At 47.4% G+C, this 21,778-nt stretch carries 24 protein-coding genes; 4 read left to right on the top strand and 20 right to left on the bottom strand.

The window, feature by feature from the left end; genetic code table 11:
- The 3 genes from IRJ25_RS05195 to IRJ25_RS05185 all read right to left on the bottom strand — a co-directional run bounded on the left by IRJ25_RS05195 (nucleotide 1) and on the right by IRJ25_RS05185 (nucleotide 3,803).
- Entirely contained in the window at nucleotides 1–1,122 is a 1,122-nt protein-coding gene (locus tag IRJ25_RS05195) for a Glu/Leu/Phe/Val family dehydrogenase (protein ID WP_012726561.1), read from the bottom strand.
- Nucleotides 1,123–1,147: 25 nt separating this feature from the next.
- Entirely contained in the window at nucleotides 1,148–2,044 is an 897-nt protein-coding gene (gene yqiS, locus IRJ25_RS05190; RefSeq protein WP_269317869.1) for a phosphate butyryltransferase, read from the bottom strand.
- A gap of 121 nt (nucleotides 2,045–2,165) precedes the next feature.
- A complete protein-coding gene (locus IRJ25_RS05185; protein WP_269317868.1) occupies nucleotides 2,166–3,803 on the bottom strand; it encodes a sigma 54-interacting transcriptional regulator in 1,638 nt (545 codons plus the stop codon).
- Between the two features lie 134 nt (nucleotides 3,804–3,937).
- On the opposite strand from IRJ25_RS05185, the gene IRJ25_RS05180 reads away from it, so the two are divergent.
- Nucleotides 3,938–4,186 carry a DUF2627 domain-containing protein gene (locus IRJ25_RS05180; protein ID WP_031423346.1) on the top strand — a complete coding sequence of 83 codons (249 nt, stop codon included), beginning with the start codon at nucleotides 3,938–3,940 and terminating at the stop codon, nucleotides 4,184–4,186.
- Nucleotides 4,187–4,843: 657 nt separating this feature from the next.
- Here the strand turns inward: IRJ25_RS05180 and spo0A are convergent.
- The 15 genes from spo0A to aroQ form a co-directional block, all read right to left on the bottom strand.
- The gene (gene spo0A / locus IRJ25_RS05175) at nucleotides 4,844–5,575 is read right to left on the bottom strand and encodes a sporulation transcription factor Spo0A (RefSeq protein WP_074036711.1); all 732 of its coding nucleotides are present in this window, start codon (nucleotides 5,573–5,575) and stop codon (nucleotides 4,844–4,846) included.
- Nucleotides 5,576–7,273, bottom strand: coding sequence for a DNA repair protein RecN (gene recN, locus IRJ25_RS05170; RefSeq protein WP_269317867.1), 1,698 nt, complete (start codon nucleotides 7,271–7,273; stop codon nucleotides 5,576–5,578). It lies immediately after the preceding gene.
- A gap of 13 nt (nucleotides 7,274–7,286) precedes the next feature.
- Nucleotides 7,287–7,736, bottom strand: coding sequence for a transcriptional regulator AhrC/ArgR (ahrC, locus tag IRJ25_RS05165; protein ID WP_012726567.1), 450 nt, complete (start codon nucleotides 7,734–7,736; stop codon nucleotides 7,287–7,289).
- Nucleotides 7,737–7,891: 155 nt separating this feature from the next.
- Complete coding sequence (locus IRJ25_RS05160; protein ID WP_269317866.1) at nucleotides 7,892–8,707, bottom strand: TlyA family RNA methyltransferase; 816 nt, start codon at nucleotides 8,705–8,707, stop codon at nucleotides 7,892–7,894.
- 6 nt (nucleotides 8,708–8,713) lie between these two features.
- Nucleotides 8,714–10,606: a 1-deoxy-D-xylulose-5-phosphate synthase gene (gene dxs / locus IRJ25_RS05155; protein ID WP_196431845.1), complete on the bottom strand. Its 1,893-nt coding sequence runs from the start codon at nucleotides 10,604–10,606 to the stop codon at nucleotides 8,714–8,716.
- 123 nt (nucleotides 10,607–10,729) lie between these two features.
- Nucleotides 10,730–11,608, bottom strand: a complete 879-nt coding sequence (locus IRJ25_RS05150) for a polyprenyl synthetase family protein (RefSeq protein WP_269317865.1) — start codon at nucleotides 11,606–11,608, stop codon at nucleotides 10,730–10,732.
- Nucleotides 11,605–11,829, bottom strand: a complete 225-nt coding sequence (gene xseB, locus IRJ25_RS05145; protein ID WP_012726571.1) for an exodeoxyribonuclease VII small subunit — start codon at nucleotides 11,827–11,829, stop codon at nucleotides 11,605–11,607. Before xseB ends, IRJ25_RS05150 begins: the two co-directional genes overlap by 4 nt.
- Nucleotides 11,804–13,150, bottom strand: a complete 1,347-nt coding sequence (xseA, locus tag IRJ25_RS05140) for an exodeoxyribonuclease VII large subunit (RefSeq protein WP_264092622.1) — start codon at nucleotides 13,148–13,150, stop codon at nucleotides 11,804–11,806. Before xseA ends, xseB begins: the two co-directional genes overlap by 26 nt.
- Nucleotides 13,143–13,979, bottom strand: coding sequence for a bifunctional methylenetetrahydrofolate dehydrogenase/methenyltetrahydrofolate cyclohydrolase FolD (gene folD, locus IRJ25_RS05135; protein WP_196430850.1), 837 nt, complete (start codon nucleotides 13,977–13,979; stop codon nucleotides 13,143–13,145). Before folD ends, xseA begins: the two co-directional genes overlap by 8 nt.
- 64 nt (nucleotides 13,980–14,043) lie before the next feature.
- Nucleotides 14,044–14,430, bottom strand: coding sequence for a transcription antitermination factor NusB (gene nusB, locus IRJ25_RS05130; protein WP_078147109.1), 387 nt, complete (start codon nucleotides 14,428–14,430; stop codon nucleotides 14,044–14,046).
- 112 nt (nucleotides 14,431–14,542) lie between these two features.
- Nucleotides 14,543–15,886, bottom strand: a complete 1,344-nt coding sequence (gene accC, locus IRJ25_RS05125; protein ID WP_269317864.1) for an acetyl-CoA carboxylase biotin carboxylase subunit — start codon at nucleotides 15,884–15,886, stop codon at nucleotides 14,543–14,545.
- A 7-nt stretch (nucleotides 15,887–15,893) separates the two neighbouring features.
- Nucleotides 15,894–16,343, bottom strand: coding sequence for an acetyl-CoA carboxylase biotin carboxyl carrier protein (gene accB, locus IRJ25_RS05120; protein ID WP_012726576.1), 450 nt, complete (start codon nucleotides 16,341–16,343; stop codon nucleotides 15,894–15,896).
- A gap of 117 nt (nucleotides 16,344–16,460) precedes the next feature.
- Entirely contained in the window at nucleotides 16,461–17,027 is a 567-nt protein-coding gene (gene efp / locus IRJ25_RS05115) for an elongation factor P (RefSeq protein WP_012726577.1), read from the bottom strand.
- Between the two features lie 29 nt (nucleotides 17,028–17,056).
- Entirely contained in the window at nucleotides 17,057–18,124 is a 1,068-nt protein-coding gene (locus IRJ25_RS05110) for a M24 family metallopeptidase (RefSeq protein ID WP_269318241.1), read from the bottom strand.
- The gene (aroQ, locus tag IRJ25_RS05105; RefSeq protein ID WP_214781447.1) at nucleotides 18,120–18,557 is read right to left on the bottom strand and encodes a type II 3-dehydroquinate dehydratase; all 438 of its coding nucleotides are present in this window, start codon (nucleotides 18,555–18,557) and stop codon (nucleotides 18,120–18,122) included. Before aroQ ends, IRJ25_RS05110 begins: the two co-directional genes overlap by 5 nt.
- Nucleotides 18,558–18,705: 148 nt before the next feature.
- Between aroQ and IRJ25_RS05100 the strand changes: the two genes are divergently transcribed.
- Nucleotides 18,706–19,647: a DUF1385 domain-containing protein gene (locus IRJ25_RS05100; RefSeq protein WP_214690765.1), complete on the top strand. Its 942-nt coding sequence runs from the start codon at nucleotides 18,706–18,708 to the stop codon at nucleotides 19,645–19,647.
- A gap of 14 nt (nucleotides 19,648–19,661) precedes the next feature.
- Nucleotides 19,662–20,072 carry an SA1362 family protein gene (locus tag IRJ25_RS05095; protein ID WP_159562465.1) on the top strand — a complete coding sequence of 137 codons (411 nt, stop codon included), beginning with the start codon at nucleotides 19,662–19,664 and terminating at the stop codon, nucleotides 20,070–20,072.
- A 23-nt stretch (nucleotides 20,073–20,095) separates the two neighbouring features.
- Here IRJ25_RS05095 and hpt read toward each other — a convergent pair whose 3' ends face one another.
- Entirely contained in the window at nucleotides 20,096–20,623 is a 528-nt protein-coding gene (hpt, locus tag IRJ25_RS05090; protein WP_159562466.1) for a hypoxanthine phosphoribosyltransferase, read from the bottom strand.
- Between the two features lie 174 nt (nucleotides 20,624–20,797).
- Nucleotides 20,798–21,226 carry a transcriptional regulator MntR gene (mntR, locus tag IRJ25_RS05085; protein WP_214781451.1) on the bottom strand — a complete coding sequence of 143 codons (429 nt, stop codon included), beginning with the start codon at nucleotides 21,224–21,226 and terminating at the stop codon, nucleotides 20,798–20,800.
- 163 nt (nucleotides 21,227–21,389) lie between these two features.
- Between mntR and IRJ25_RS05080 the strand changes: the two genes are divergently transcribed.
- Entirely contained in the window at nucleotides 21,390–21,770 is a 381-nt protein-coding gene (locus IRJ25_RS05080) for a rhodanese-like domain-containing protein (RefSeq protein WP_012726584.1), read from the top strand.
- Nucleotides 21,771–21,778 lie beyond the last annotated feature (8 nt).

The raw sequence follows: 21,778 nt of genomic DNA, 5'->3' as shown, positions 1-21,778 counted from the left end.
TTAGCGTCTCCCTAGGATGCTTTTTTCAACTTTAAGGAACTGACTGCGTGAACGCGACATCATGTGAATCCGCTCTTCCGCCATCTTATCGGCCGCAACGTGCGTTGGCACACCATCACGTTCTGCGATCTCAAAGACGCGCATCATGTTGTCATAGATGAGTTCGACTTTCTTCATTGCCCGTTCACGGTTGTAGCCTTCAAGTTCGTCCGCGACGTTGATGACACCACCTGCATTAATGACGAAGTCTGGTGCATATAGAATTCCATTTTCGTCGAGCACGTCTCCGTGACGATCTTCTGCTAATTGGTTATTGGCAGCGCCTGCGACGATTTGTGCTTTCAATTGTGGAATCGTTTTGTCGTTGATGACAGCACCGAGAGCGCATGGAGCGAAAATGTCACATTCGACCGCGTAAATCTCATCCGGCTTGACGACCGTCGCACCAAAGTCTGCTTCGGCACGTTTGAGTGCTTCCTCGTTAATGTCGGTCACAATCAAATGAGCACCCTCTTCGTGGAGGTGGCGACATAAGTTGTAGGCCACGTTACCAACACCTTGTACAGCAACGGTCTTCCCTGCGAGCGAGTCTGTCCCAAATTTCCATTTCGCAGCAGCCTTCATTCCACGATACACACCATATGCCGTGACCGGTGAAGGGTTACCACTTGAACCGAATGCAGGACTGACGCCCGTGACGTAATCCGTTTCCATGTGAATGAAGTCCATGTCGGCAACTGTAGTATTCACATCTTCAGCCGTGATGTAACGACCACTGAGGGATTGAACGTATCGTCCGAACGCACGGAAGAGCGCCTCTGATTTATCTGTCTTCGCATTTCCGATGATGACGGCCTTCCCGCCCCCAAGGTTGAGACCCGCTGCAGCATTTTTATATGTCATTCCTTTTGCAAGACGCAACACATCGGTGAGTGCCTCTTGTTCAGATTCATAGTTCCACATACGGAGTCCGCCGAGAGCTGGTCCGAGCGTCGTGTCGTGGATGGCGATGATCGCCTTTAGTCCAGACGCTTGGTCTTGGCAAAATACGATTTGCTCGTAGTCCTCAGATTGTAAGACATCAAAAATACGGAAGCGTGGCTCTGTGTTTGTTTCCATCATGATTAATTCCTCCTGTTAAGTACGATTAATGTTTAGCATGTAACAAAGCGAATGCGAGGGAATATAGCTTCGCTTCGGCAGTATCGGCACGACTTGTCAATACAACAGGGGCAGATGCGCCGACGACAATCGCCGCTACGCTCGCCTCTGCGAAATACATGATTGATTTATAAAGGACGTTGCCGACCTCTATGTAAGGTACGACTAATAAATCGGCTTGACCGGCAACTTCACTGTTGATTCCTTTTTGCTTTGCTGCGACCATGTCGACAGCGTTGTCGAGCGCGAGCGGTCCATCTACGACACAGCCCTTGATTTGTCCACGTCGATTCATTTGGCTAAGTAGTGCCGCGTCGAGAGTCGCATTCATTTGTGGATTGACTACTTCGACTGCTCCAATGGCTGCGACTTTCGGCGATTCGTAACCGATGTCATGCATCGCTTCTACCGCATTGTGAATGATTTCGACCTTCTCTTCGAGTGTTGGTGCGATATGAATCGCCGCATCCGTCACTCCAATCAACTTTTCACGATTCGGAATTTGGAATAGTGCGATGTGGCTAAGCGTCCGCTTCGTACGGAGTCCAGCTTCACGATTGAGGACGGCTTTCATAAATGTCGATGTCGACACCATCCCCTTCATGAGGACGTCCGCCTCTTTATTTTTCACAGCTAATGCGGCACGTCGCGCAATCTCAACGTCACCTTTCGCATGTAAAATATCGACGGCTGACTCTTCGATTCCATGCTGTTCACATAACTTTCGGATCTCTCGAGCTTCACCGAACAAAATGAAGCGTGACAGTCCATGATCCGTAGCGAGTTTTACGGCCCGGATGACTTCTTCGTCCGCTGCCCCCGCAATGGACACGGTACAGCCTTCTAACTCTTTTGCGTTCGTCAGCATCCGTTCAAAATTCATCATTGTCCCCCCTTGCTCTCTACACTATATCATAAGCAAGTTTGTTTCCTAAATTGTAAGCGCTTTATAATGCGGATGACCATGCAAATTAATGCTTACCATGCATAAATTTTCCTGCAAATTATTGCGCAGTGTCGAGCTTGTTGTATAATGTTCGAATCGAAATCTTCAATCGGCGGGCTGCTTCTGATTTGTTGCCACTTGCCTCTTCAATTGCTCGTTCAATCAAATCGCGTTCATATTTTGCAACGGCCTCGTGAAACGTTCCAGATTCGACTACTTTTTGACTCGTGGAACGATTGGATAACTGCAAATGATGTGGGGCAATCCACTGTTCGGAGCTTGCCATATAAATCATCGCACGACCGATCACATTCTCCAGTTCTCGCACATTCCCTTTCCAATGCTGGCTCATCAGTAATGTTAAGGCATCTTCGTCAACGCCACGTACACTACGACCGTACTCTTGATTCAGTTTCCGGATCATCCGTTCACATAGTGCCTCGAGTTCATTCAGTCGCTCACGTAATGGTGGGATATGGATCGGCATCCGATTGATTCGGTAATACAAATCTTCCCGGAATGTTCCGTCTGCTACCTTTTGTTCAAGATCGGCATTCGTTGCGGCAATGATTCGGACATCGATTGGGATTGCCGTCGTCCCTCCGACTCGGACAATTTCATTTTCTTGGAGGACACGTAAGAGCTTTACTTGGACATCAAGGGGGAGCTCCCCGATTTCGTCTAGAAAGAGTGAACCGCCATCCGCTTCTTCGAAATATCCTGTTTTCCCGCCTCGTTTAGCTCCACTGAAGGCTCCATCTTCATAACCGAATAGCTCACTTTCAAGTAGCGTCGGTGAAATCGCCGCACAGTTCACGCGAATGAACTTTTTATATTTTCGAGGAGATTCTCCATGAATGGCGTGGGCGAACAGTTCCTTTCCTGTTCCCGATTCTCCGCGAATCAATACCGTCACGGGGGTCACAGCCGCAAGTTTCGCCTGTTCGATGACAAATCGCATGGCGTCACTCGTCGCAATGATATCGGCAAACTGATATTTCGCTTCTAGATTCCGGATGCGTGTCTTTGCCTCCTGCAATTCATCACGCAGTGCACGAATCTGAGATACGTCACGAATGACCCCGACCGATCCTCGCAACTTCCCTTCGACGATGATCGGTTCCGCATTCACAAGAATATCTCGTCGTGTCGCCCCAATTTGCATCCGGATGTCCCGAACGCCTTGCCCGGTCGATAGTACTTTTAAATGGACGCTTTCCTGCATCCCGATATCTGCCGTCGCTGGTTTGTCGACCACATCTTCTTTTTTGAATCCGGTCAACCGTGTATAAGACGGATTGATCAAAATCGTGTTACCGTGATGATCTGCGACCGATATGGCCTCACTCGTACATTCAATGATGGCCTCAAGCATTTGTTGATTCTGTTTCAATCGTTCGACCACAATCCGAATAAATTCCCCTGGTAAGACGACTGCATCTTTGAAATGATCCTTTAATTGTTCAAACGTTTGATGCTTCCCCGTCGTTTCGATGACAAAATCTAAAGTCGCATCCGCATACTGTTTCCAATCGTCCGCCACAGATATGCCATAACTTTTAGCAAGGGCTATTCCTTCAGCAGATGCATCAGAATCTACGACCGCTACAATCGTCGCAAGCGGCGAATCCATCAGCATATGAAGGACTTCGGTCCCCCCTTTTCCTGCCCCCACAATCATCAATCGTTTATTCATACATATTCCCCCATCATCATTCTTCTCTATTTCATGCTACTGAATCCGCACCTGATTCGCAAGCTGCCCAAAAATAGACCGTGTCGAACAGATCGATTTCTGTTAAAATAATGTATGGTAAAGGAGGAGATTGCATGCGTTTTATCGCGCTTCTAATCTTAATCGTCCCTGGGTTATTAGGTGTTTACGGAATCAAATTGCTACGTGATAGCTTCTTTTTGAAGACGAGCGCACCGTTTTCATGGTTCGATTCACTCGCTGCCGCCTCCATGTTGCAGGGGACCTTTGGGCTTCTGCTCGCCATGGGCGGGATCGGATTTGTAGCCGGCTATATTTTTAACCGCGACAAAAAAACAGGAAAAGTACAACGCCTCGACTCATAAGCACACAAAAAAAGGTTCCCTAACTTGACTTCATTTCAAGTGCGGAACCTTTTATTCATATTGAATTGTGATCACTACGGATGATCTCCTTTCAAACTACGTTACTTACTTTGACATGAAATCCAACGTCTTCTTAATGAAGAAGTATGAAAGAACTTTAGTAACTGCCGTCTTGCGTGAACGGAATCTTACCATTCGAGTTACTAACTGATTTACTTATCGGATCATGTCGAACCATCCATCGTGAAGTCGAACGCTTGCCATAAACTGTTCAACGGTTGACAACACTCCTTTTGGTCAACTGAACGATTGATTTTTCCTATATCAACCCCTAGCTTCGAGTTGATGATAGAATCGCCTCGCGAATGAGCGACTGTCGCGACCTCACGTCGGGACATTAACGACTTGAGGTGTCGTTCCCACCTCTGAGCTATAATCGGATAGCGAACCGAGATGATTTGGTTTCTTCAAACGTTGCTCCGGAACAAGTTTGAAAAGCGTTCATCTGACGCTTGTCCAAGTAACTTGGTACATCTTTATTATAACAAAGGTCCATCATTTTGCAAGCGCTTTCTTTCATAAAGTAAATAAATCTTAAAGTAATTGTTTCATCAAAAAAGACTAAGTCCCATCACGACTTAGTCCTCATGAAATGATTCAATTATTCTTAAACGATACATACGTGACGAAGTACGAGATAAACTCCGAGTTTTTCGGGCTTCGCTCACGCTCCGGTCGCCCTTCGAACATCTCATGATCGCGCATGCCGTTCTCCCATGCCGTCTTGATTGCATGACGCATTGCTCGTTCTACACGAGAAGATGTCGTCTCATGCTCTTTTGCGACCATCGGATATAATTCTTTCGTGATGAGACCGAGCAAATCTTGCCGTTCTCGCACGTAAATGACAGCTTGACGGATATACTTGAACCCTTTGATTCGCGGAGAGATTCCGAGTTGCTGAAGCAGGAGTGAGATTTCAATTTCTTCTGGCGTCATTCCGTCGAATTCTCGATTTGTTCCTTCTGACAATTCACGAATTTTCGTTAATAACTGTTGAATATTGAACGGTTTGACGAGAAAATAAGAGGCCCCGAGTTGCACGGCCTGTTTCGTCACTTCATCTTTTCCAAACGCGCTCAACATGATCACTTCCGGTTTGTCATCACCTAATTCTTCATTTAGGCGTTGCAATACTCCGATTCCATCCAAATGCGGCATGATAATATCGAGTAAGAGTACATCCGGTTGGTGTGTCTTGACGACATCCAAGCATGTTTCTCCATCGTGTGCCGTACCTACGACACGAAGATCAGGCTCAGATTCTAGTTGTCGGCTCAACAAATCGACGATTTCTCGATTGTCGTCCGCAATACATAATGTAATCACTTATGACACTCCTTTGATGAACTTCTGTTTTACTTGTTGTGACATCTCAAGTAATTCTTCGACGTGTTGCTTCGTCAAGTCTGTCATTTGAGCGCCAGCAATCATGCGACCCAATTCGTCGATTCGACTTTCACGGTCGAGGGACGTCACATTTGTTTTCGTCCGTTCATTCGTTTCGGTTTTAGTAATGTAAAGATGTTGGTCTGCCATCGCAGCAACTTGTGCCAAGTGCGTGATACAGAGGACTTGAGAGCCGACAGAAAGTCGGAAGATTTTTTCACCCATCGCCTGCGCGACACGTCCAGAGACCCCTGTGTCGACCTCGTCAAAAATAATGGAGGCCACTCCGACCGTTCTTGAGAAGATTGATTTGAGTGCGAGCATGACACGGGAAAGCTCTCCTCCTGAAGCGACTTTTGCGAGTGGTTTGAACGGTTCTCCAACGTTCGTCATCATGTAAAACTCTACGTCATCTAAACCATCTTGTTTAAGCGATGTAGTTTTAAAACGGACCTCGAACGCTGTTTTTTCCATATATAGTTCTTTCAACTCTCGATGAATCGCATGCTGAAGCGACTCCGCAGCCATCTTACGCGCTGAAGACAGTCTCTTGCCAGCTTCTCTTGCAATTTGCTCTAATCGAATGAGTTCATCTGAGAGCGTTTGTAAATGCTCTTCCCGGTTCGTCATCGACTTCAATTCATCCGACACTTGTTCGCCATAGGTGATGACTTCTTCGATGGTCGTCCCATACTTTCGTTTCAATTGCTGGAAAAGAGCCAATCGTGACTCAATCTCATCCAATCGAATCGGGTCAAATTCGAGCGAATCTAACTGGTCCCGGAGTTGAAACTTTGCATCCTCCAACAAATAATAAGCGTTAGAGATTGTCTCCGATATAGATGTCAAAGACGAAGAGAGCTGTGACGCCTCTTCCATCTCGCGCATCGCCACTCCGATTTGATCGAGTCCATTTGACTCCTCGGCAACCGCCTCATACGAGAGACGAATGTGTTGATGAATGCGTTCAAAGTTGGCCAATTCATCCCGTTCTTCTGTCAACGCCTGTTCTTCCCCAACTTTTAATTCAGCCGCTTCGATTTCTTTCGTTTGAAACGACAAAAGATCCATTCGTTGAGCAAGCTCCTGCTCACTTTGACTAAGACGCTTCAATTCATCGGCGACTTGTTTCCAGGCCGCAAATGCCGTTTGATATTCCTCGACTAACGGACTGATTTCTTTTTCGGCGAAATGGTCTAATATGCCAAGGTGAAATTCCGCATCCATTAAATGTTGATGTTCATGTTGACCGTGAATATCGACCAGGAGCCGTCCGAACTCCCGTAACGTCGAGAGCGGCATCATTTTCCCGTTCACACGGCAGACGCTCTTCCCGCTACTATGTAGGTCTCGACGTAAGATGACTGTCCCATCTTCAACATCGATGCCATATTGTTCGGCCGCTTCGATGACCGGGTGATCCGGTTCAATCATAAACAGACCTTCGATTTCAGCTTTATCTTGACCATATCGCACGAACTCACTTGAGCCACGTCCTCCAACAAGCAATCCAATCGCATCCAACAAGATCGATTTACCGGCACCTGTCTCACCTGTGAGCACAGTCATACCTCGATTAAACGGAATGTTTAATTCGTCAATAATCGCAAACTGTTTGATTGATAGTTCTGCTAACATACGTACGTTCACCTCATAACATTCCGAGTAGTCGATCGATGATTTGCTTCGCTTTCTCTTCATCACGTGCAATCATTAAAATCGTATCATCTCCACACACCGTTCCAATCAATTCATCCCAAGATAAATGATCGATCAAGACACCGATTGCATCAGCATTCCCCGGAAGCACTTTCATGACGACCAAATTTTGAGCAGAATCGACCGAGACGAAACTGTCACTAAGGATTCGCTTCATTTTACCGTATGGATTAAAACGTTGATCCGCAGGCAAGCTATATTTATACCGTCCATCGTTCAATGGGACTTTGACCAGATGTAACTCTTTAATATCCCTAGACACGGTTGCCTGTGTGACCGGATACCCCGAGCGACGTAGCTCATCCACTAACTCATCTTGCGTCTCGATTTCTCGATTCGTCACGATGTCTCGAATTTTAATCAATCGCTGTCCTTTGTTCATAAGCGCTGACACCTCATTTTTCGTTTCACATACACATTATCATTCTAAAGTATTGTCGAAAAAAGGTCTAGCATTCCAGGTGGGATTTCCACCATTCCCCATCTAGTAGACGAGTAAAGGAAAAAGCTACAGACGACGAGGTCTGTAGCATCATTTTATCCCTTCAGTTTGGCATGGGCCGCGTTTACGACCTCTTCGACTTGTAGCGATGGCGAGACGCCACCTACTCCTGTGTACCGAGCGAAGAGAAGAAACTCGATGTTCCCATCCCCTCCAGTGATCGGAGAGTAATCCAAAGCTTCGACAAAGAAGCCTTCCGATGCGAAGTATCGGACCATATCGCTTGCGACTCGTTCATGGACGTTACGGTCCCGAACAATTCCTTTTTTCCCGACATCGGCCTTCCCTGCTTCAAATTGAGGTTTGACGAGCGCCATGACGACACCGTCTTGCTTCAAAATTTGTTTCAACGGTGGCACCATCAGACGAAGCGAGATAAAAGAGACGTCAATCGTTGCGAAATCTGGTTTAATCGGGAACTGATTGGCCGTCGCGTGGCGGAAGTTCATCCGCTCCATGACGACGACGCGATCATCGCTCCGTAGTTTCCAGGCAAGCTGATTATAGCCGACATCGACCGCGTACATTTGAGTCGCGCCGTTTTGAAGCGCACAGTCCGTGAACCCACCCGTCGATGAGCCGATGTCGATTCCGACTCGTCCAAAGACATCGAGCGGGAAGACGTGGAGCGCTTTCTCGAGCTTCAAGCCGCCACGTCCAACATAAGGAAGAACTTGACCCTTCACTTCGAGAGGGATATCATCAAACACTTTATCGCCCGCCTTGTCTAGACGTTCTGTCCCACTATAGACGAGACCGGCCATGACCGACCGTTTTGCCTTTTCCCGTGTTTCAGCAAGTCCACGTTCGACGAGCAATACATCTAATCTAGTTTTCTTTCTTTTTTCCATAATCCCTCACACATTCTGTCGATTTGTCTCCATGACGAACCGTTCAATCGATTCCGCCATTTGGGCAGGTCGCAGTCCAATCTCTTCTAGGAGCTGGTTGACACCGCCATGCTCGATATATCGATCCGGAATACCGAGACGTTGAATCCGTGGAAACGCTCCGGCTTCATTCGCGTGTTCAAGCACGCTACTTCCAAAGCCACCGGCGAGAGCAGCCTCTTCTAATGTCACGAGCGGAATCCCCTCTGCATAAAGTGAAGTCAGCATCGCATCATCGAGCGGCTTGATGCTACGACAGTTAATGACGCGCACACTGAGCTTACCTTCTAATAGTGCTCGGACTTCGAGGGCGTCTTGCACTTGGGGACCGAACGTCAAGATAGCGACATCTGTCCCTTCTGCCTCGACTTCCCAATCATCGAGTGAAATTTCTTGAAGCGTCTCACTCATCGGAACACCGATCCCTTCACCACGCGGGAAACGAATCGCAATCGGTCCACCATCGTAACGGAGTGCAGAATAGACGAGTTGTTGTAATTCTTCTTCATCTTTCGCCATCAAAATTCGAATGTTTGGCACGTGACGCATGAAGGCGATATCGAACACACCTTGGTGCGTCTCTCCATCCGCTCCGACAAGTCCAGATCGGTCAATCGTGAACACGACGTTCAAGTTTTGACGACAAATGTCATGGACCAGTTGATCGTACGCGCGTTGGAAGAAGGTCGAATAAATCGAGACGACCGGTTTCAACCCTTGCGTCGCCTGTCCCCCAGCGAGGGTGACCGCATGTTGCTCGGCAATTCCGACATCAAACATACGCTCCGGGAATTTCTTCGTAAAGCAATCGAGTTTCGAACCGACACTCATCGCTGGTGTGATCAACGTCACCCGTTCGTCTGACTCCGCCACTTTCGTGATCGTCTCCGCGACGACTTTCGAATAGCTCGGTCCTTTCGGTTTGCCTTTGATGACTTCACCGGATTCAATTTTATAAGGTCCAAGACCGTGCCATGTTCCGACACCGTCCAATTCAGCCGGACGATATCCCTTCCCTTTTTTCGTAATGACGTGGACGAGAACCGGACCGTCGATTTTCTTCGCGTACTCAAGCGTTTCGAGCAAGTCTTTCAAATCATGCCCATCTGTAGGTCCAAAGTAAGTGAAGCCAAGTTCTTCAAAGAACGTTCCCGGAATGAGAGCAGATTTTAAGAGGTCCTTCACCCGTTCCCCGCTCCGTTCAAGTGAACTCCCGACGAGCGGGATGTGTTTGATGAGTGACTCCATTTCTTCTCGAGCATGCTTCAACTTGCGCGATGCCCGGATACGACCAAGCATATTATGCATCGCTCCTACGTTCGGCGCAATCGACATCTCGTTATCATTTAGAATGACAATCACGTTCTGTTTCTCGGCACCGATGTGATTGAGGGCTTCAAGTGCCATCCCCCCAGTCAAAGCACCGTCCCCGATGATGGCGATGGCACGATCGTTGGCGCGCCCTTTCAATTCATTCGCAATCGCAATCCCCATGGCTGCAGAGAGGGAAGTCGAACTGTGCCCTGTTTCCCACACATCATGCTCGCTCTCACAACGTTTCGGGAAACCACATAACCCATTGTATTGTCGGAGAGTATCAAACTGGTTCGTACGTCCTGTCAAAATTTTATGAACGTATGCTTGATGACCGACGTCCCATACGAGTTGGTCTTTCGGACTGTCAAATACACGGTGCAAGGCAAGCGTCAACTCTACAACTCCCAAGTTTGGCGCCAAATGCCCTCCCGTCACTGCCAATTTTTCAATCAAGAATCGTCTAATGTCTGAACCGAGCGATTCGAGCTCTGATACAGACATCCGTTTCAGGAACGACGGGTCTTGAATGGATGTCAAGTCCATAATGACCATCCTTTCTCCTCACATTTTACTGATTCGTACCTTACATTTTACAAGAATGTGACGGCATATGCCACACATTCCCCAAAACAAAGGTGACACGATGTGCTCATCGTGTCACCGAGGTCAATGATTTCGTTTCACTACAAATGATAGCATCTCAAGAAGCAACGGCGCTGGAACTGAAAGTGATTCAATTGCAGCGTGTGCCGCTCCCACTTCTTGCTCAAGAGCTTGCTTCGCTCCCTCTAAGCCGAGAAGCTTCGGATAAGTCGTCTTGTCATTCAATTCATCTGAGCCGACGCGTTTTCCGATTGTTTGTTCATCTCCGACGACATCGAGGATATCGTCTTGAATCTGAAAAGCGATGCCAAGATGACGTCCGAACTGTTTGAGGTGCATCCGATCTTCCACCGATGCCCCTGCCAAAATCGCACCGGCTTCAAGTGCATAGACGAGTAGCGCACCTGTCTTCCGTTCATGAATGGATTGGAGCTCTTCAAGTGTGACGTCGTTCCGCTTTTCAGCCAGCATATCATCCAACTGCCCACCGACCATACCTGAGCTACCGGCCGCCAATCCGAAAATACGAATAATCTCGACGACATCTAGCGCAGGGAGTGGTATCTGTGTGAGAATACGGAATGCGTCCGTCAATAAGGCGTCCCCAGCCAAAATAGCGGTCGCTTCATCAAACTGACGATGATTGGTCGGTCGTCCACGACGAAGATCGTCATCATCCATGGCCGGCAAATCATCATGGATGAGTGAGTATGTATGAACCATCTCTAAACTCGCCGCCACCTCTCGTCCTCGCTCGAGTGACATGCTATACGTTTCAAGGACGGCATAGACGAGAGCAGGACGAATGCGTTTCCCGCCAGCCTCTAAAGAATACGTCATTGCGTCTCGTAATCGTTTCGGCATCTCACTCGACTCAATGAGTTCCTGCATCGCCAGTTCGACGGTCCGTTTCCACTTGTTCAAGTCATCGGTACGGTTCATGCGGATCCTCCCTTTTCACGAAGCGTCCCATCAAGTTCTAAAATTTCATCCATTTTTTTCTCGGCGGCAGAGAGTTTTGTCTGGCACAATGCAGACAAGCGGACACCTTCCTCATATAGGGTCATCGCTTCCTCTAATGGGACATCACCGCTCTCGAGTTGCGCGACGATCTGTTCGAGGCGCTCGAGCGCCGCCTCAAATGTCTGTTCTTTCTTCGTCACCGACAATCCTCTCCTTCACCTCAGCGATTGCATGACCATCCCGAAAACGAATCGAGACATCACCATCGCGTAATTGTTTCACGTTCTGCACATAGATCCCATCTTGTTCGATGAACGTATATCCACGTGACAAGACGGCGAGTGGACTGACTGCATGCAATCGTCCAACCTGTTGTGCAAATTGAAGCGTTGCTTGTTCTAATGGCTTCGTTCGACGGAGTCGCTCGACCATATGATTGACTTCTTCCCCTTGCTTGGACAACGTTTTTGAAAATCGTTTTACATCTAGCTGCTGTGACAACTGACGGAGCTGATGAGTGGCTTGGGTGAGATGTCGCCTCATCCCTTGCTCGAGACGGATTTCCGACTGGGCGAATCGTTCCCGTTTCTGAGATATCGTGTACCTCGGTGATTTTAATCCATAGCTATTGATCATCCGTTCCACACGGGTTCGCGAATCATCCAATTGGTCTTTGACGGCTTTGTGCAGATGGTTATCCAAACGTTCTACATCTTTTCGCTGCGCATCAATCATCGCGGTAGCAAGTTCAGCCGCCGCTGTCGGAGTCGCAGCCCGAACATCGGCAACGAAATCCGAAAGCGTAAAGTCTGTCTCGTGACCGACAGCAGAAATGATGGGAATCGTGGACGCATAGATTGCCTCCACCACAACATCTTCATTAAATGCCCAAAGCTCCTCAATAGAACCACCACCGCGACCGACAATGAGTACATCACAATCGGTGCGTTCGTTCATCCAGCGAATGGCAGAAGCAACTTGTGGAGCCGCCATTTCGCCCTGTACAGCAACAGGGGCGAACGTAATCGCCACATGTGGTGCACGACGTCGAAGTGTGGTTGCGATATCGTGTAGCGCCGCACCTTTTGGAGACGTCACGATTCCAACGCGTTCTGGAAACGTCGGGAGCGGGTGCTTCCGCTCCTCGTCAAACCATCCCATCTCCTCTAATTCACGCTTTCTCGCCTCATATCGCTCAAACAATAGACCGATTCCGTCTTGTCGCATCAATTCGACATATAGTTGGACATCTCCCGTAGCCTCATACATCGTCACCTTTGAGACGGCGATGACTTTCATTCCATCTTTCGGTTCGAATTGAAGTTGTTTGGCATCGCGAGAAAACATGACAGCTTTCATCCGAGACGCGTCATCTTTCAACGTGAAATAACAATGACCGGATGAATAACGTTTGAAATTTGAGATTTCACCGATGACCGCGACTTGTCGAAGCAATACATCATCATCAAGTTGTCGCTTCACATATCGAACAACTTCAGAAACCGGAAGTGGATTAGCCACGTGATGCAACCTCGACCGTATTATGCATGAGCATCGTGATGGTCATCGGACCGACACCACCCGGAACAGGGGTGATGGCACTCGCCTTCTCCTTAACAGCTTCATAGTCCACGTCACCGACTAGACGACCTTCGACCCGATTGACTCCGACATCGATGACAAGCGCGCCAGGTTTGACCATGTCTGCTGTGACTAAACCAGCGCGTCCGACAGCGACAATCAAAATGTCCGCTTGGCGTGTCATCTCACCGAGGTCAGCTGTTTTTGAATGACAATATGTGACCGTTGCTGATTCATTCAAGAACAACATGCCTACCGGTTTACCGACAATCTGACTACGACCGACGACGACAACGTGCTTTCCGGCGATCTCGGTCTGTGTTTTTGCGAGATGCAAGATGCCGTGCGGCGTGCACGGGAGTAGCGTATCAAGTCCGAGCATCATCTTCCCAACATTCTCAGGATGAAAGCCATCGACGTCCTTTTCTGGGGAGATGCGCATGATGACTCGTGATTCGTCGATGTGTTTCGGCAGAGGGAGTTGCACGAGAATCCCGTGAACTTCTTCATCCGCATTCATCAAGTCAATCAAGTCAAGCAATTCCTTCTCGCTAATCGTCTCATCAAAACGGAGGACTTGTGAATCGATTCCGATTTCTTCTGCCGCCCGTTCCTTCCCGCGTACATAGCTATGACTTGCTGGGTCATCCCCAATCAACACGACTTTAAGTTTCGGTACGATGCCACGTGCGCGAAGTGCTGCCACACGTTCTTTTAACGTTTCTCGATATGATGCTGCCACTTGTTTCCCGTCGATCACTACTGCCATCTCTCTCATCCCCCGTTGTCTTTAGGTTTTTCTGTAGTTGGTCTGGTGTCTTATCTCTATTTTTTTAGTCTTCTTTAATGATGTTACCGAGTACGCCATTCACGAGTTTGCCGGCTTCTTCGTCCGCGAACGATTTCGCGAGTTCGACCGCTTCGTTGATGGTGACGTTTTCTGGAATCGTCTCGACGTATAACAATTCGAACGTTGCCATTCGAAGAATCGTACGCTCGACGTTTCCGAGGCGATCTAACCGCCAATTTTTCAAGTTTTCAACTAGTAACGCATCGATATCTTCAATATGTTCTAGCGTCCCTGTGACGAGTTGTTCGTAAAACGGATCAGACTCTTCTCCATCCAATGCGAACTCGATTGCTTCGTCCACCTCTAATTTAGATACTTCGATTTGAAAAAGCGTTTGAATCGCTTTCTCTCGTGCTTCATGACGTTTCATTCAGTTACTCTCCTTTTACATGCTTTCATTGTGATAGTTTAGCATAAAGCACTCATAAATTCAGTACAAAAAACCAGGAAACCGAAATAATGTTCGGGCTTCCTGGTTCATGTTATTTTGCCAATGACATTTCTTTTTCAACGAATTTCGTATCGAACGTACCGATGCGGAACTGCTCATGTGCCATGACTTGTTGATGAAACGGAATCGTCGTTTTAATTCCCGAAACCGTAAACTCACCCAAAGCACGCAACATTTTCAGAATGGCCTCATCACGCGTTGGTGCATGAACAATCAACTTCGCTACCATCGAGTCATAGAACGGCGGGATCATCGCTCCTGCATAGAGTCCGCTATCGACACGGACACCCATACCGCCTGGAACGATATATTGGTCAATCTTCCCTGCCATCGGACGGAAGTCCATAAATGGGTCCTCCGCGTTGATTCGACATTCGATGGAATGTCCTGAGAACGTAATGTCCTCTTGTGAGATGGCAAGCGGATGTCCGAGCGCCACTTCAAGCTGCGCTTGAACGAGATCGAATCCTGTGATCATCTCGGTGACGGGATGCTCGACTTGGATCCGGGTATTCATCTCCATGAAATAAAACTCGTTTGATTCTGGAACGTAAATGAACTCGATTGTTCCCGCTCCCGAGTACTGAATGGCTTTTGCCGCTTTGACGGCAGCATCCCCCATCAATTGACGTGTCGTTGCATCAATCGCAGGTGACGGCGCCTCTTCAACTAGTTTTTGCATGCGACGTTGGATTGTACAATCACGTTCACCTAAGTGAATGACGTTACCGAATTGGTCGGCAAGAACCTGCACTTCGACGTGACGGAACGACTCGATGAACTTTTCGAGATACACGTCACCATTCCCGAACGCCTGCTTCGCTTCTTTACGTGTCGCGACCAATCCTGAAACGAGTTCGTCCTCGTCTCGAGCGACGCGAATGCCACGTCCTCCACCGCCGGCTGTCGCCTTGATGATGACCGGATAACCCATCTCACGCGCGAGTTCCATCGCTTCTTCGTCTGTGACGACACCACTTGAACCTGGAACGACAGGAACCCCTGACTCGATCATCGTTCGTTTGGCTTCATCCTTGATTCCCATTTTGCGAATCGCATAGCTGCTTGGGCCGACAAATTGAATTCCACACGCCTCGCACATCTCAGCGAACTCGGCATTTTCAGCCAAAAAGCCGTAACCCGGATGTACCATCGTCGCATCCACGGCGCAGGCGACTGATAAAATATTTGGGATATTCAAATAGGAGTCTTTCGATGGATTCGGACCGATGCAATAAGCCTCGTCAGCCAGATGAACATGTAACGCTTCACGATCTGCCTCAGAGAAGACAGCGACCGTCGGAATATTCAACTCTTTTGCTGCACGTATGATTCGAACCGCGATTTCCCCGCGGTTAGCAATTAATAATTTCATAACGACCTCACTTCACGCTGAAGAGCGGTTGACCGAATTCGACGAGATCGCCATCGGCGACTAACACCTCTACGATTTCGCCACTGATTTCCGCTTCGACATCGTTAAACAGTTTCATCGCCTCTAGAATACAAACGATTTGTCCTGACTCGACACGGTCGCCGACGTTCACGAACGCTTCTTTATCCGGGGCCGGACGTGAATAGAACGTTCCAACCATCGGCGAGGTGATAGTACGATAAGACGCCTTTTCTTGCGTCGGTTCTTCTGTTTGTTCATTTACTTGAGGAGCAGGCGCAGGCGGTGCGAATGCTTGTGTCTGCATGATAGGCGCGCTCACTGTTTGTTGCGCTTCTTTCTTTAATGACAGTTTGAAATCAGATGTTTCAAGCTCCATTTCATGGACTGATGATTGGTCCAATAATTGAATAAGCTCTTTAATTTGATCGATTTGCATCTTTCTTACCCCCTGTTTATACCTGGTACTAATCTCTCCTTCACTATAACTGGTCAGACCAATGAATGCAACGAGAAAAAAAGAGCGCCCATTCATTCGAATGAGCACTCGTAAGGATTAACCGTTATAACGACCCATGAACTCTCCAGTACGTGTATCGACTGTCACTTTTTCACCTGGTTCGATGAAAAGTGGCACTTGAATGACATGTCCTGTTTCCACTGTCGCGTTTTTCTTCACGTTCGATGCCGTGTCACCTTTTACGCCTGGGTCTGCTTCGACGATTGTCAAGACAACGCTCGTTGGAAGCTCGATTCCAAGAATCTCCCCTTCGTAGTCCGCGATGCTGACTTCCATGTTCTCAAGCAAATATGGAAGTGCTGATTTGACTTGAGCGCTTGTCAATTCAAGTTGCTCGTATGATTCATTGTCCATGAAGACATACGTGTCGCCCATTGGATAAAGATATTGCATGCGTTTACGCTCGATGTGTGCGCGTTCGATTTTTTCTCCACCACGGAACGTCGTTTCTTGGATTGCACCGTTACGCAAGTTACGCATTTTCGTACGAACGAATGCCGCTCCTTTACCCGGTTTTACGTGTTGGAACTCGATGACTTGCCAAATCGAACCGTCAGACGTTTTGACCGTCAATCCTGTTTTTAAATCGTTAACTGATACCATATTGATTTCCTCCTAAATTCAGATGAAGCTTATGCCTCGATCGTAATTAACTCTTTTGGCGATTGTGTCAGACGGTAGCATCCGTCTTCTGTGATGACGACATCGTCTTCAATCCGGCAACCACCGACACCGTTGATGTAAATACCCGGCTCGATCGTTACGACCATACCAGGTTCGAGCACCGTTTCCGAACGGAACGATAATCCTGGGGCCTCATGCACTTCCATTCCAAGACCATGTCCTGTCGAGTGGCCGAAGTACTCGCCATATCCAGCTTCTTTAATAATATCGCGGGTCAATGCATCCGCTTCAATGCCAGTGATTCCGGCACGTGTGCCTTCTACACCAGCAAGTTGGGCACAAAGTACCGTATCGTAGATTTGACGCAACTCATCCGAAATCGGACCGATTGCAAGCGTACGCGTGATATCTGAGCAGTACCCTTTATAGTAAGCACCGAAATCAAGCGTAACCAATTCTCCAGATTCGATGACTTTATCACTTGCCACACCGTGTGGTAGCGCCGAACGGAGACCCGAGGCGACAATCATGTCGAACGATGACGAGTCAGCACCTTTTGAACGCATGAACATTTCGAGTTCGTTCGCGACTTCTCTCTCGGTACGACCAGGACGAATGAACGTCTGGATATGGGTGTACGCCGCATCAGCGATTGCCGCAGCTTCCTTCATAATCTTAATCTCTGATTCATCCTTAATCAAGCGCAGTTTTTCTACGATTCCAGACGTTTCAATAAGTTGAGCGTCGACATCTTTTTCATAGGCACGATATTGCCCCACTGTCATCGCATCCTGCTCGATGCCAAGGCGCTTGATGGATTCACGGGACACGACATCTGCTACCGACTTGATGAGTGATGTATCAAGCTCAATGATGTCGTACCCTTTTACTTGATCGTTCGCTTGTTCCGTGTAACGGAAGTCCGTGATGAAACTTGCCGAATTCGACGTGATGACGATGACACCACTCGACCCGGTGAAACCAGATAAGTAGCGGATATTCTCACGTTTTGTGACGAGTAATGCATCAATCTCGTTTTTTTCTAACTGTGCTTGCAGTTTGTTTACGCGTTCAATCATGTCGATTCCTCCAATGTTCGATTAGTGCATGCAGCGCTAACGTATAGCTCGTGAGTCCAAAACCGGTAATGACACCGATACAGACGGCAGCAAGTTTCGACTCATGCCGAAAAGCCTCGCGTGCATGCACGTTCGAGATATGTACTTCAACGACTGGGGCAGCGATAGCGGATATGGCATCCCGGATCGCGATTGATGTATGCGTATAGGCACCTGCATTCAATATGACACCCTCATAATCAAAAGCGTCATGTAGCGCATCAATTAAATCTCCCTCATGATTCGATTGTTTAAAGGTGAGTTCGACGTCTTCTGGAGCGCGCAGCATCAGTTCTGCCGCCAAACCTTTCAACGACACCTCGCCATATACATCCGGTTCACGATGACCCAGTAGATTTAAATTCGGTCCATTTAAAACTAAAATCCGCAACCTTCTTCCCCCCTCGTTCGTCAAGTCTCATCTATTGTAACAAATTTATCGAAAGAACGTGAATTGAGCCTTCTGCCCTTTCGTTTTTTTTACAAATCACGGTATAATTCAAGTACAACATTTGAATTTGAAGAATCGAGGAAAGTGAATGAATTCCAAACCAACCATCCCAGTCGGGGGACAGGCGCTCGTGGAAGGCGTCATGTTTCAAGGCCGCTCTGAAAGCGCATCTGCCATCCGGCGAAAAGATGGCTCGATTGAAACATTCGAGCAAGCACGTATTCTTGTCCCTTGGGTCCAATCTTTAAAAAAAGTACCTTTCTTGAGAGGGATTGTCGCGCTGTATGAATCGTTAAAGAACGGTTCTGCACATATGAACTTTGCGAGCGATCGATATGATGTCGATCCAAGTGAAGATACGAACACGAACGAAGACCAAAAACAGAGCATATGGATGATTGCCTTCATCGCAATCGTCGGTGTCATCTCGTACGTTTTTGGTAAATTGATTTTCAATGTGACGCCAGCACTTCTCGCGGCCATGTTTCAAGACGTACCTTTATTTTCCGGACATGTGATTCAAAACCTCCTTGAAGGGGGAATAAAATTAGTATTGTTACTCAGCTACCTTTACTTGATATCATTGACGCCACTCATTAAGCGTGTCTTCCAATATCACGGCGCTGAGCATAAAGTCATCAATTGCTATGAGTCCGGGCGTCCGGTCACGGTTGAACAAGTACGCCAAAGCTCGCGATTGCATTATCGCTGTGGCTCAAGCTTCATTTTATTCACCGTCTTCGTCGGGATTGGCGTTTACATGATTGTGCCAATCGATCCGCTCTGGTTGCGACTCATCAGCCGAATCGCGCTATTGCCGGTCGTCATCGGAATCTCATTTGAAGTCCTGCAGTTTACCAATCGTTTCCGCGACCATCGCTTTCTGTCATTCCTTGGCAAACCGGGCCTGTCGCTCCAATTATTGACGACACGAGAGCCAAATGATGAGCAGATTCAAGTCGCGATTGAAGCATTTGAGACATGGGAACGAAAAGAGTTAGGAGAATCGGTCATTCATAGAGAGGGATAAGAGGAGGAAGCACCATGATCAGACAAAGAGTCGGTTCGATCGCTGCAACAATCGTGTTTATCCTTGGCTTCATCGGGGTCGGGCATATGCTTGCCACCGATCCAGGTCGCCTGTTTAGACAATTGTTGTTCATCGGGATATTCGGGTTAGTCTTTTATGTGATCTATCGCGTCTTCATGGCACCACGTATGTCTGCAGAAGATGCACGCTATCGTAAAACCGCGCAAGCCTCAAAAAAACGAATGCAGGGAAGTCGTGGTCCTCAAGTCAAACCTTCCGCTTCCGCTAAAAACCGGAAAGGGAAGAAACCTGGTTCGAACGTCACCAAGTTATCTAAACGTTCAACCGTACATCGTAGCAATCCACCACACCTAACAGTGATTGAAGGTAAAAAAGGGAAGAAGAAAAAGAAAGCAAACATGTAAAAGGAGCGCCACGGCGCTCCTTTTTATGTTGTTTCTACATATCCGATATATGGCAGATTCCGATATTGTTCCGCGTAATCGATCCCATACCCGATGACGAACTCATCAGGAATCTCGAATCCGACATAGTCTGCGTCCAACTGAACGAGTCGACGCGCCGGCTTGTCGAGAAGCGTACAAATTTTCAACTGTTTCGGTTGATGGAGCTCCATATGTTTACATAAGAATTTCAACGTCTGTCCCGTGTCGATGATGTCCTCGATAATGACAACATACTTTCCTTCCACATCTAAATCCAAGTCCTTTCGAAGTTGCACACTCCCACTCGAGACCGACTTTTTCCCGTAAGAAGACGTCGCGACCGTATCGAGCTGAACGCTCCCTTTCATGTATCGCATCAAGTCTGCCGCAAAGACCATCGAGCCTTTTAATACGGCGACGATCACAATCGGTATCCCCTCTGCATCGTTCTCAATCTCTTCAGCCAATTCTTTCACACGTTTTTGAATCTGCTGTTCATCAAACAGTTTTCCTTTAATTTGAATCTCCATTTATCCGGCGAATGTTCGCCGTCACCCCCTATCTATTCAATCCACGATTCATCTTAACATAATGACGACTAAAAAATATACATTCTAAGATAAATATGAATGTTTCGTTCGTATTTTAGCGATATTGAGCAAAATAAAAAGCATCAATCGAGTTAGATTGATGCTTTTTACATATTATTCTTCTGAAGCTCGTTCTTGTTCCCGAAATTCTCTAAATTGATTCATGAGTTCAGGCTTATCTTCAAAAAATTCCACAAACTGTGTCATGCAGTCGAGCGTGTTCGAACTGAGATGGTGTTCGATACCCTCGACATCCTCGTACACATCTGATTCATCTACTCCGATTAGACGTAAAAAAGACTCGAGCATCGCATGACGCTCGACCAATCGCTTCCCTACTTTTTGACCCTTTTTTGTAAGCATGAGACCACGATACTTTTCATACACAAGATATTCTTCACGGTCCAACTTTTGAACCATTTTGGTGACAGAGGAGGGATGGACCCCTAAATGTTCCGCAATATCAGATACACGCGCATAGCCTTTCTCTGACATCAATAAATAAATACGTTCTAAATAATCTTCCATACTCGGCGTCGGCATGGGCACGACCTCCCCTAATGTTCCGGTTTCCATTCCTTATTTTATCCTAATTAGAATGAAATCGAAAGGGAAAGCCCCGATTGATTAAGTCAATCATTGTCTCATGACCTTAATTTCATTATAATGAGATATGGTAACTTTGAAAGAGAAGGGAAGAACATCTATGGGACTCGAAACAATCCTCGTCATCCTCCTATGGGTTGCCTTGATCGCCTACATCGTATGGCGTTTCATGCCAGCTCGCGGGTTGAAAAAAATGAAACAAGAAGAATTCCGTGCCTCACTCCGTAAAGGTCAGTTAATTGACGTGCGTGAACCGAACGAATACAAAGGTGGACATATCGTTGGTGCCCGGAATATCCCGGTCGGCCAAATGAAACTACGCATGAAAGAACTGCGTAAAGATCAACCGATTTTAATTTACTGTCAAGGTAGTTCACGTTCAAACCAGGCGGCTAAACTCCTGATGAAGAACGGATACAACAATATCTACATGCTCGAAGGCGGCTTCAAGAACTGGAAGGGCAAGATTAAAAAAGCATAAAAAAACGG

It is taken from the genome of Exiguobacterium sp. KJ 601, assembly GCF_027161185.1.
In the GTDB taxonomy this organism is placed as follows: domain Bacteria; phylum Bacillota; class Bacilli; order Exiguobacteriales; family Exiguobacteriaceae; genus Exiguobacterium; species Exiguobacterium profundum.
This window is presented reverse-complemented; position numbering and strand designations above follow the sequence as displayed.

Excerpts from the sequence above, each read along its gene's own strand:
- folD (WP_196430850.1), bottom strand. The coding sequence starts at position 13,979 with ATGGCAGTAGTGATCGACGGGAAACAAGTGGCAGCATCATATCGAGAA.
- accB (WP_012726576.1), bottom strand. The coding sequence starts at position 16,343 with ATGCAAATCGATCAAATTAAAGAGCTTATTCAATTATTGGACCAATCA.
- IRJ25_RS05095 (WP_159562465.1), top strand. The coding sequence starts at position 19,662 with ATGATCAGACAAAGAGTCGGTTCGATCGCTGCAACAATCGTGTTTATC.
- mntR (WP_214781451.1), bottom strand. The coding sequence starts at position 21,226 with ATGCCGACGCCGAGTATGGAAGATTATTTAGAACGTATTTATTTATTG.
- nusB (WP_078147109.1), bottom strand. The coding sequence starts at position 14,430 with ATGAAACGTCATGAAGCACGAGAGAAAGCGATTCAAACGCTTTTTCAA.
- dxs (WP_196431845.1), bottom strand. The coding sequence starts at position 10,606 with ATGGACTTGACATCCATTCAAGACCCGTCGTTCCTGAAACGGATGTCT.
- ahrC (WP_012726567.1), bottom strand. The coding sequence starts at position 7,736 with ATGAACAAAGGACAGCGATTGATTAAAATTCGAGACATCGTGACGAAT.
- yqiS (WP_269317869.1), bottom strand. The coding sequence starts at position 2,044 with ATGAATTTTGAACGGATGCTGACGAACGCAAAAGAGTTAGAAGGCTGT.
- IRJ25_RS05195 (WP_012726561.1), bottom strand. The coding sequence starts at position 1,122 with ATGATGGAAACAAACACAGAGCCACGCTTCCGTATTTTTGATGTCTTA.
- efp (WP_012726577.1), bottom strand. The coding sequence starts at position 17,027 with ATGGTATCAGTTAACGATTTAAAAACAGGATTGACGGTCAAAACGTCT.
- hpt (WP_159562466.1), bottom strand. The coding sequence starts at position 20,623 with ATGGAGATTCAAATTAAAGGAAAACTGTTTGATGAACAGCAGATTCAA.
- IRJ25_RS05160 (WP_269317866.1), bottom strand. The coding sequence starts at position 8,707 with ATGGAAAAAAGAAAGAAAACTAGATTAGATGTATTGCTCGTCGAACGT.
- recN (WP_269317867.1), bottom strand. The coding sequence starts at position 7,273 with ATGTTAGCAGAACTATCAATCAAACAGTTTGCGATTATTGACGAATTA.
- IRJ25_RS05185 (WP_269317868.1), bottom strand. The coding sequence starts at position 3,803 with ATGAATAAACGATTGATGATTGTGGGGGCAGGAAAAGGGGGGACCGAA.
- accC (WP_269317864.1), bottom strand. The coding sequence starts at position 15,886 with ATGAAATTATTAATTGCTAACCGCGGGGAAATCGCGGTTCGAATCATA.
- IRJ25_RS05100 (WP_214690765.1), top strand. The coding sequence starts at position 18,706 with ATGAATTCCAAACCAACCATCCCAGTCGGGGGACAGGCGCTCGTGGAA.
- IRJ25_RS05080 (WP_012726584.1), top strand. The coding sequence starts at position 21,390 with ATGGGACTCGAAACAATCCTCGTCATCCTCCTATGGGTTGCCTTGATC.
- IRJ25_RS05180 (WP_031423346.1), top strand. The coding sequence starts at position 3,938 with ATGCGTTTTATCGCGCTTCTAATCTTAATCGTCCCTGGGTTATTAGGT.
- IRJ25_RS05150 (WP_269317865.1), bottom strand. The coding sequence starts at position 11,608 with ATGAACCGTACCGATGACTTGAACAAGTGGAAACGGACCGTCGAACTG.